Source organism: uncultured Lactobacillus sp., assembly GCF_902491705.1.
GTDB lineage: Bacteria > Bacillota > Bacilli > Lactobacillales > Lactobacillaceae > Lactobacillus.
The window spans coordinates 1-8,985 of record NZ_CABUIW010000072.1 but is presented as its reverse complement, the minus strand read 5'-3'; the positions used below and the strand labels follow the sequence as shown (position 1 = coordinate 8,985).

The window sequence follows — 8,985 nt, the reverse complement described above, 5'->3', positions numbered from 1 at the left end:
CAACGAAAAATAAATCGGCCCTCAAAAAACAATCAAGGACAATTATCTAAAAATATCAGGTCTAACCCTAGATGAGACTTGACTTTACGTAGAAAAAAAGAATCTGGATTTTCCAGATTCTTTTTTTATTTACATTTGTTGCAATCTTTTGATTCTCTCAGAAGTAGGTGGGTGCGTATCAAAAAGGCTGCCACTATGTTTAAATGGATTTTCGATATACATGCCACTACTTGAGCGATCAGCTTGTTTCATTGGCTGACTGCCTTCGATTTTGGTTAAAGCAGAAATGAGTCCTTGCGGATTTCTAGTTAATTCTACTGAACTAGCATCTGCTAAAAATTCGCGGTTTCTGGATAAAGCCATTTGGGCAAGGGATGCAGATAATGGACCTAAAATTAAAACAAATACAATTGCCACAATCTTGAAAATCATTACAAATGCATTGTTATTATCGTCGTCATCATCTCGGCTTCCGCCGCCAAACCAAATAAAGCGACTGGCAATTCCAGAAAGAAAAGAGATAACTCCAACTAATACAACAGCGATAGTTGATAAACGGATATCGTAATTTCTAATGTGTGAAATTTCGTGTCCTAACACACCTTCTAGTTCTTCACGATCCATTAAATCAAGTAGTCCTTGAGTTACAGCAACAGCACTATGATCGGGATCACGACCTGTCGCAAATGCATTAGGGCTGGGGTCATTAATAATAAAAACGCGTGGCATAGGGACGCGTCCTACCATCGCCATATCTTGGACGATATGCCAAAGCTGAGGATTATCTTGCTCGTGAATTTCTTGGGCGTGGTTCAAGCTCATTACCATGTTGGCAGGGTCACGCATTACTAAAAGTAGGTAGATTAAACTACCTATTAATGCAATAAATATACCTGTCCATGGCGTATCGCTAAGTAAATAGCCGAAGCCTGCTCCAACTAAAGTTAAGATGATAACAAAGGCAGCCATAACCACTACAGTTTTGCGTTTATTACGTGCAATTTGTTGGTATAGCATTTTGGTATCCTCTAAAACTTAACTTTTGGAACTTCTTTTTCTTCCTTTGGGGTTTCTAAGTAGTCAACCTTAGTGAAGTGGTGAATTTTAGCCACAATATTTGATGGGAAAGTCAAAAGCTTTTGATCGTATTGAGCAGCACTTGAATTGTAAAGTTGACGAGAGTAAGCAATCTTGTTTTCGGTGTTGGTCAATTCTTCTTGCAAGCTTAAGAAGTTTTGATTGGCTTTTAAATTAGGATAATTTTCTGATAAAGCGAAAATTGTCTTTAATGAATCAGTAATTTCATTAGAAATCTTTTGAATTTCTTCGTGATTGTCAGCTGAAACTTGAGTTAATTGGTTACGTAAAGAAACAACTTTTTCTAATGTGTCGCTTTCATGTTTAGCGTAGCCCTTAACTGTTTCAACTAAGTTAGGAATTAAATCATTACGACGCTTTAATTGAACGTCGATTTGACTCCAAGCTTCGTCTGTGTAAACTTTGGCTCTTTGCAAGCCGTTATAAGCAGTAATGTAGATAGCCATAATTAATACAACAATGGCTAAAAGGATCCATAAAAGTGGTGTCATAAGTATCCTCCTCATAAATAAATGTATATTATTTAAATTTTATCTGATTGTAGTTTTAAGGACAATAAAAAAGAATGCTGATAAAGCATTCTTGAAAAAATTTTAAATTCTAAAGATTAATAGTCCTAATCCAACGATGGTTAAAATAATCAAGCCAGCAAACTGCATGATCGTCCATTGAATAAAGAATTTCTTGCGGCTAACAGTAGCATGTTGGTTGAATGTCTTCATAACTAACATGTTGGCCATTGAACCGATTGCGGAACCAAAACCACCGATGTTTGATCCAAGAAACAGCGCTTGCGCATAATTAGTAAACTTACCAACTAAGATAGTTGAAGGAACGTTACTCATTATTTGACTAGTAATAATTGAAGCGAAGTACGTTGAAATCTCGGAGTGAACTGTCATGTGGATTAAGTTAACGATTGCTGGAATTTGTTGGATATCACTGATAAAGATAAAGAAACCAGTGAAAGTTAAGAGCAATGCATAGTCGATCTTAAGCATAATCCGCGGATTAATTGCTAGAGCTAAAACGATCGCTACAATCATTGGCCAAACGATATTGACGATTCTGAAAACTCCAAAGAAGAAGAAGATAAAAACAGCCGTTGTAATAATAGTAGGACGCCAGCTGATTCTAATAGGTTCAGTCTTTTGAACTGGAATTTCTTCTTTAGGAACAAACAAAAAGACCAAAATCATGATTATCATAGAAATAATCAAATAAGGCACTGACCATTTAAAGAAGACTAATGGCGTAATATTGAAGCGACTAACCAAGAAAATGTTGTGGGGATTACCCCAAGGAGTAAACGCGGCCCCGATATTTGCACCCATACCAATTAAAGTAACTGGTAAAATTTGTGGCAACTTGTAGCGCTTAGCAATATTTAAATAAAGTGGAATTAAAGTTAATACAGTAATATCATTACCCAAAAACATGCCGGCGATAACAGATAAAACCGTAAACAACATGTTCAACTTACGCGTATTATCCGCAATACTCGTAAGCTTGTACGCTAAAACATCCAGAACGTGCAAATAAGCATAGATCTGGATCAGAGTTAACATAGTGGCAACAGACCATAAAGTATGGAAGTTTATATCTGCAAGCCTCGGTCTAGCAAAAAAAAGGCTAACTACTGTAATTAAAACTGTAATCTGTAAAATTCTATCTTTAGCAATATTCTTTAAGACGGTCATAAAAGGTCCCCCTTACGTATTACAATCGTCTAAAAACCCTATGTATCATTTTGAGCCTTTTTAAGGTGGCTTGCAATGATAAATTTGAAAAAACTAAAGATTTAGAATACTTTTGAGCATTTTTGTAGGGAAAATCATTTAAACGTGCTATATTTAAGTAAGTGAATAACAGACGTAATAAAATGAATCGAGGGATTGGATATGACACAAGAAAAATTTTCAATCAACATTAAACCAGAAGCAGCTGATTTTATTAAAAGCAAGATGGATAAAGATCATCAAATTGTGATTCTAGCTTTGGACGATGGATCAAATAAGTATTCTAAAAAAGGCGGCACATGCACCATTGGTGATAGCTTCCAATTTGTAATTTTGCCTAAAGCAGATCCTAAATACGATATTAAGCTTGAAAACAACGCGGGTCTCGATTTATATACTGCAGAACCTGAGACAACTTTCTTTGAACCAGGATTGGTAGTAAATGCACGTAATTCTACTTTAAGTTTGTCATCAGACAGCGGCATTATTGATGGTGGCGTAACAGTATCACAATACGTACCAGAAGCCGTTACTGCAGATGATTTAAAAAACGGCGGTCAATGTTAAAATAATTGAAAACTTGATCTGAAGGGTCTGGCATGGTAAACTATACTAGATTTTCGAAAATCTGAAAGGAAGTATAGTACTATGCGTAAAGGTGAAAATTACAACACTGGTTGTGAACCAAACCAAAGACCTAAGAACAAGAGAAACGCAAAGAAGCGTGTTGCTCACGTAGCAGCAGTTGTTGCATTTCTTAACAAGGCCGCAAAAGACGAAAACAAGTAATCTTGTTTTTAAAAAATAAGAAATAAAGAGACTACTAAGTAGAGATCATTTAGAACTTTTTCTTAGTGGTCTTTTTTTCTTGCATTGGTAATTTTGAAGAATTGAGGATAAGACAATGACTAAAAAATATATTCGACTAGTATATTTTGCATTGATGTTGTCATTGCTCTTTCCGGTAATCGTATTGGGAGTAGCTGACTACTTTTCATCCAATGTGGTTAACGGATTAACGATGATATTTATCTTAGCAATATTTGTAGGACTGTTTTCATCTAGGTATACGGTAAGTTGGCTGATAATTATTCTAACGACGATTGCGACTGGCTTTCTCTTGTTAGGCTATGTGGTAATGCCATTTAATGAGAAAATCCTATTAATTATTGCTTTTCCTATTGAATCAAGTTTGCTTAGCGTGGTGCGCCATCATGTTTTGCATTGGAATATAACGCAAAAAAATGAGGATGATTTTAAAAGGCACTTGTCACACTACGATTTAAATTTAAAATTGCAGACTTACTATAATGCCAATAAATTTTATCAACGTGAATTGCATCAATTCGCTAAATACTCTGATATGAATTTGTGGATGAACGTTGAACTGATTAATTGGGCTAGACACCAACAAATTGAAGAATATCACCCTAGATATCATGCGGAAGTTTTACGAAATATTTCTATGATCTTAAAAAAGACACGTTTGAAGAGTGAATTTATTTATTACACAGGGGATGGAACTTTCATGGTTATTTCCCCACAACTTGATGATTCGACCTTTAAGAAGATAAACGAAAAAACGCAGAAGAAATTACAACATATGGATGTAGAATTTCCGATTAAGTTTAAAGTAGCTGCTCAAAAAGTTGATCTTGACAATTATAAGAAGTTCCCTGATTTGAGAAAATTAGAGAAACACCTTGAAAGCGGTCTTGAAACAGATATCATCGTTGAATACTTAAAGGATGATCAAAATGACTGATTGGTTTTATTCATTAGCGGTTGTTATTACATTAATTTTTATTATCTGCTTTGTCGTCATTTTCTTTTGTTCGTTGAAAATATACAGAAATGTCGAAGAAACGCTGATTAAGACAAGAAGGAGAGATAAAGATGAATAATGCAATGCAAATAATCACGCTTATTTCAATTTGGATGTCTCTGCTTATGTCGATCATTACTTTAAGTGGAGCAATCGCTTTTTGGCTTAAACACAGCAAGCTTTTGGTTAAGGTAGAACCGCTAAAGCACTATCCTAAGGTAACAATTGTTGTGCCAGCGCACAATGAAGAATTGGTAATTGAAAAAACTGCAACGGCAATTTTAAATTTGAATTATCCAAAAGATAAGCTAGAAGTACTGTTTTATGCGGATAATTGTGAAGATCATACGGCCGATGTTTTGGATAAGGTATTAGAGAATCCAGAATATAAAGATAGTAATGCTCAAGTTATCAGACGAAGCGGCTCAGGTGGTAAAGCCAGTGTATTAAATGATGCTCTAAAAATTGCTCATGGTGAATATCTTGGCGTTTATGATGCGGATGCGATGCCCGAAGAGAATGCTTTGTATTTTTTAGTTAAAAAAGTACAGGAAAATCCGGAGCGCTACATGGCCGCATTTGGTCGTAATAAAACGCGTAACGCTAAGCAAAACTTTTTGACTAGATGTATTAACCAGGAAATAGTTGTAACGCAGCGAATCCAACACTGCGGTATTTGGCAATTATTCAAGATCGGCCGTATTCCTGGAACTAATTTCATTATTAATAAAGAATACGTTGAATCAATTGGCGGTTGGCGTAATGGTGCGTTAACAGAAGATACTGATATTTCGTTTAAGATTATGGGGTCTGGTAAGTTGATTGCCTTAGCTTATAATTCTGAAGCTTTCCAGCAAGAACCAGAACGGTTAAAGGACTACTATTTCCAGAGACTTCGCTGGGCTAAGGGTAACTATGAAGTAGTTATCAATAATTTTAAGCATATTTTTGATAAGAGTAATTGGCGCGTAAAACTAGAAACTTTCTATTATTCTTGTACTTTTTTCTGGTTTAATGCCGCTATTGTCTTATCCAACTTCATTTTCCTAGCTAACTTATGCACGATGGTCATTCACATTTGGAATCCATATGTGCAGCTTCCATTTACGATTAGTTCTAGCAACATTTTGTTAGCACAAATCTTACTGCTTAATTGGCTATTGATGATTTTGCTATATATGTTGCAAATAAACGTAGCTATGTGCACGCAATATGGACAAGCCACAACTGAACAAATTTGGCTTTCTCTAGCATCATATTTTACTTATTCGCAATTGTTCATCATCGTTTCAATTCACGCTGTTTGTTCAGTATTTGGCGATAAAATTTTCCATCGTGATGGAACAAAATGGGTTAAGACGAAGAGATTTGCTGACTAACTAGGGAAGATAAAATGAAGAGACTAAAGTATATGCCGCTATTTTTTATAGTGATAATTGCTATTTTTACGGCAATCATGGCCTATGTAAGACTGAGCAATGATCGCCAGTTGCGCAGCACCTTTTATAAGCAATGGCAAAGCCATTATATTGTCAAAATTAATCAAGATGAGAGCTACGTGAATACGACGCCTCATTCAAATAAAAAGACGGCCTTATCTGAAGGACAAGGTTATGGCATGTATATTTCAGCTTTAGCTGCTAAACGCGGCTTTGGCAATAAAAAGCAATTTGAACAATTAAACAATTTTTATCTAAAACATCGCGAAACGATTAATCATAGAAAGACCTTTTTAATGTCTTGGCGCGAAGTTGAAAAAAACGGCAAGTGGCATGTAGATAAAAATACTGCAACAGATGGTGATCTATTTATTGCCCAGGCATTAATTTTGGCAAGCAAAGAATATGAAAATATTTATTACAAAGATGAGGCAGTAAGAATCCTGCAGGATGTTTTACGCTATGAATACAATGCCAAGACTCAGACCTTAACGGTAGGTAATTGGGCTAATGAAAAGTCTAAATATTATAATTTGATGCGTACTTCTGATGTGATGCCGGAATTCTTTGATAATTTTTATAAAACAACTGGCGATAAGCGTTGGCTGACGATTAAAGACACAATGCTTAAACGTTTATATCAACTTAGCCGCAGGCATAAAACAGGCTTGGTACCAGACTTTGCATGGGTTAGTGCTACGAATGCTAAGCCGGTAAAGCCGAATACTATAGCCACTAAAGATGATGGCAATTTTTCAGCTAATGCTTGCCGTGTGCCAATGATGTTAGCAGAAAGCCACGATCGACTAGCTAAAAAGATTGTGAATCGAATGCTGAAGTTCTTCAGTAAACGCACAGTACTTCTTGCTGGTTATACCTTAAAAGGTAAGGCGATTAATAATTATCAATCTGCCAGCTTCAGTGCACCTATTTTCTATGCCGTAAGCTTTAACAGAAAAAAGGGTTACGACAACTTATTTATGTCGCAACAATATATTTTTGCTAAACATTTACCACGAAATAATTATTACGATGCAGCTTTAACAACTATTACTGCTTTAGGCGCTGATAAAATGTAATTGAATATTTGCAGTTCGTTTATTTTTTTGGTAACATAGTAAAAATTTTTATGTTGTTGAGGAGGAAAAATAAATGGGATTAAATGCATACATTCAAGGTTTTAACAGTTTAGAGTCAATTGATCGTGCTCCAGGTTACTTCAAGTATCATCACCACTCAGTTGCAGACCACTGCTTTAGAACAGCTGAGCTTGCACAAATGATGGGTGACATCGAAGAAGTTCATGGCAATAAGAAAGTCAATTGGAAGGCCCTTTATGAAAAGAGCTTGAACCATGATTATACTGAGCGTTTCATTGGTGATATTAAGACACCAGTTAAATACGCAACTCCTCAACTTAGAAAGATGATTGGCGACGTTGAGGAAACAATGACAACCAAGTTCATTAAGGATGAAATTCCAAAGGAATTCCAAGAAATTTACACTAAGCGACTTTCAGAAGCTAAAGACGATACTTTGGAAGGCAAGATTTTATCAATCTGTGATAAATTAGATTTGTTATATGAAGCCTATGGAGAAATTGAATTAGGCAATCCTAACCCAGTTTATATGCAAATGTTCAAAGAAAGTCTTGAAACCATCAAGAAATTCGATGACTTGGTTTGCGTACAATACTTTATTAAGAAAATTTTGCCAGATCTTTTTAAAGGTGATTTTGCGGGAAAGGATAAGATGCAACGAATAGCTTTTAGCATTCTTTTGTTAGGGGATGATTAGGTGAAATTTATGTGTAGTTCATGCGGTTTACGTATGGACTCTTTGCATTTTAAGCAAGAGGGGTTAATGAATCCTAAGTTAACCAGTATTTGTGATATTTGCTTAACTCGCAATTTAAACCCAGAAGACTACGCCAATAATGCTGTAGAAACATTTGCTCAAAGTCTGCTTTATACCTTTGTTGGAGCTAAGGAGCAAAAAGAGCAAAACTTTATTGTGAAAAATAAAAAGGATCGCAAAAAATACGAAGCCTTTTTACAAGATTATGATGGCAATGAAATTGCTCGCCAGCAGATTAAACGATCTGATTTTAACTTGGCCGTGATTAAAAGTGAAGATGGTAAAACCCATGTGCCTAATCAAGGCATAACTTTTGAGCAAAACTTAAAGGAACTGGGTTTAACGATCAATTTCCAATTAAATGAAGTTAATTTTATTGATCGTGAACGCATTAGAGCTAAATACAAATATCGCTGTCAATATTGTGGTAGACGTGGCCACAGCGTGGATCACAAGGATCCAGTATCATTGAGCCACAACAATGATTTAGATAATTTAACCTTGGCTTGTGCTGAATGCAATCGTATTAAGTCAGACATGCCCTATAAATTATTTATTCAATTAAATGATCAAATTTCTGATATTAATAAAAAGCTAGTTAAGTACGAAGATGCACTAGGCACCTTAAGAGAAGAGTTTGAGCACCGTCGTCGCTATCTAGCAGCTCAAGTTCACCTTAAGGGTGTAATTAATAGTCCTGAATTAAATGCCATTAGAAAGCAAAATAAGAGCCTTCAGGACGCTATTGATAGTTTGCAAAGTGATTATGATGATTTGCGTCAAACTCGCAAAACTTATTTTGATACGGGATGGAAATTAGCACGTATCAAAGAAAATAAAGATATCATTTAAATATAAAAAAGCTCATTTTCAATTAGGAAAATGAAGTGGGACCTAAAAAGTAGACATTTTAAAACATAGGATTAATAGAGGCTTGATTCCGATATTCTTTCGGAGTTAAGCCTTTTAATCTGCTCTTTATCCTTTCTTCGTTATAGTATTTGATATATTCCTCTATAGCTTGAGC

Annotated in this window: 11 protein-coding genes; 7 read left to right on the top strand and 4 right to left on the bottom strand. The window is 35.4% G+C overall.

Annotated features, from left to right (window positions below; genetic code table 11):
- Positions 1-129: 129 nt before the first annotated feature.
- The 3 genes from htpX to RDN22_RS10345 form a co-directional block, all read right to left on the bottom strand.
- Positions 130-1,017 (bottom strand): zinc metalloprotease HtpX, encoded by an 888-nt coding sequence (gene htpX / locus RDN22_RS10355; RefSeq protein WP_308558023.1) that lies wholly within the window; start codon positions 1,015-1,017, stop codon positions 130-132.
- A gap of 11 nt (positions 1,018-1,028) precedes the next feature.
- Entirely contained in the window at positions 1,029-1,589 is a 561-nt protein-coding gene (locus tag RDN22_RS10350) for a LemA family protein (protein ID WP_308558021.1), read from the bottom strand.
- A 102-nt stretch (positions 1,590-1,691) separates the two neighbouring features.
- Positions 1,692-2,798, bottom strand: coding sequence for an SLC13 family permease (locus tag RDN22_RS10345; protein WP_308558020.1), 1,107 nt, complete (start codon positions 2,796-2,798; stop codon positions 1,692-1,694).
- Between the two features lie 201 nt (positions 2,799-2,999).
- On the opposite strand from RDN22_RS10345, the gene RDN22_RS10340 reads away from it, so the two are divergent.
- The 7 genes from RDN22_RS10340 to RDN22_RS10310 all read left to right on the top strand — a co-directional run bounded on the left by RDN22_RS10340 (position 3,000) and on the right by RDN22_RS10310 (position 8,810).
- Positions 3,000-3,404, top strand: a complete 405-nt coding sequence (locus RDN22_RS10340; RefSeq protein WP_308558019.1) for an iron-sulfur cluster biosynthesis family protein — start codon at positions 3,000-3,002, stop codon at positions 3,402-3,404.
- A gap of 81 nt (positions 3,405-3,485) precedes the next feature.
- Positions 3,486-3,626 carry a hypothetical protein gene (locus tag RDN22_RS10335; RefSeq protein ID WP_003548644.1) on the top strand — a complete coding sequence of 47 codons (141 nt, stop codon included), beginning with the start codon at positions 3,486-3,488 and terminating at the stop codon, positions 3,624-3,626.
- 115 nt (positions 3,627-3,741) lie between these two features.
- Positions 3,742-4,602 (top strand): hypothetical protein, encoded by an 861-nt coding sequence (locus RDN22_RS10330; RefSeq protein ID WP_308558016.1) that lies wholly within the window; start codon positions 3,742-3,744, stop codon positions 4,600-4,602.
- Between the two features lie 131 nt (positions 4,603-4,733).
- Positions 4,734-6,041 carry a glycosyltransferase family 2 protein gene (locus tag RDN22_RS10325; RefSeq protein ID WP_308558014.1) on the top strand — a complete coding sequence of 436 codons (1,308 nt, stop codon included), beginning with the start codon at positions 4,734-4,736 and terminating at the stop codon, positions 6,039-6,041.
- 14 nt (positions 6,042-6,055) lie between these two features.
- The gene (locus RDN22_RS10320; RefSeq protein ID WP_308558013.1) at positions 6,056-7,180 is read left to right on the top strand and encodes a glycosyl hydrolase family 8; all 1,125 of its coding nucleotides are present in this window, start codon (positions 6,056-6,058) and stop codon (positions 7,178-7,180) included.
- Positions 7,181-7,253: 73 nt separating this feature from the next.
- Positions 7,254-7,898, top strand: a complete 645-nt coding sequence (locus RDN22_RS10315) for a YfbR-like 5'-deoxynucleotidase (RefSeq protein WP_308558011.1) — start codon at positions 7,254-7,256, stop codon at positions 7,896-7,898.
- A complete protein-coding gene (locus tag RDN22_RS10310) occupies positions 7,899-8,810 on the top strand; it encodes an HNH endonuclease signature motif containing protein (protein ID WP_308558009.1) in 912 nt (303 codons plus the stop codon). It begins immediately after the preceding gene.
- A gap of 58 nt (positions 8,811-8,868) precedes the next feature.
- On the opposite strand, the gene RDN22_RS10305 is transcribed toward RDN22_RS10310, so the two are convergent.
- Positions 8,869-8,985 (bottom strand): IS3 family transposase (locus RDN22_RS10305; RefSeq protein WP_308554877.1); only part of this gene is annotated, 117 nt, incomplete at its 5' end.

Excerpts from the sequence above, each read along its gene's own strand:
- RDN22_RS10335 (WP_003548644.1), top strand. The coding sequence starts at position 3,486 with ATGCGTAAAGGTGAAAATTACAACACTGGTTGTGAACCAAACCAAAGA.
- htpX (WP_308558023.1), bottom strand. The coding sequence starts at position 1,017 with ATGCTATACCAACAAATTGCACGTAATAAACGCAAAACTGTAGTGGTT.
- RDN22_RS10330 (WP_308558016.1), top strand. The coding sequence starts at position 3,742 with ATGACTAAAAAATATATTCGACTAGTATATTTTGCATTGATGTTGTCA.
- RDN22_RS10320 (WP_308558013.1), top strand. The coding sequence starts at position 6,056 with ATGAAGAGACTAAAGTATATGCCGCTATTTTTTATAGTGATAATTGCT.
- RDN22_RS10315 (WP_308558011.1), top strand. The coding sequence starts at position 7,254 with ATGGGATTAAATGCATACATTCAAGGTTTTAACAGTTTAGAGTCAATT.
- RDN22_RS10345 (WP_308558020.1), bottom strand. The coding sequence starts at position 2,798 with ATGACCGTCTTAAAGAATATTGCTAAAGATAGAATTTTACAGATTACA.
- RDN22_RS10340 (WP_308558019.1), top strand. The coding sequence starts at position 3,000 with ATGACACAAGAAAAATTTTCAATCAACATTAAACCAGAAGCAGCTGAT.
- RDN22_RS10325 (WP_308558014.1), top strand. The coding sequence starts at position 4,734 with ATGAATAATGCAATGCAAATAATCACGCTTATTTCAATTTGGATGTCT.
- RDN22_RS10350 (WP_308558021.1), bottom strand. The coding sequence starts at position 1,589 with ATGACACCACTTTTATGGATCCTTTTAGCCATTGTTGTATTAATTATG.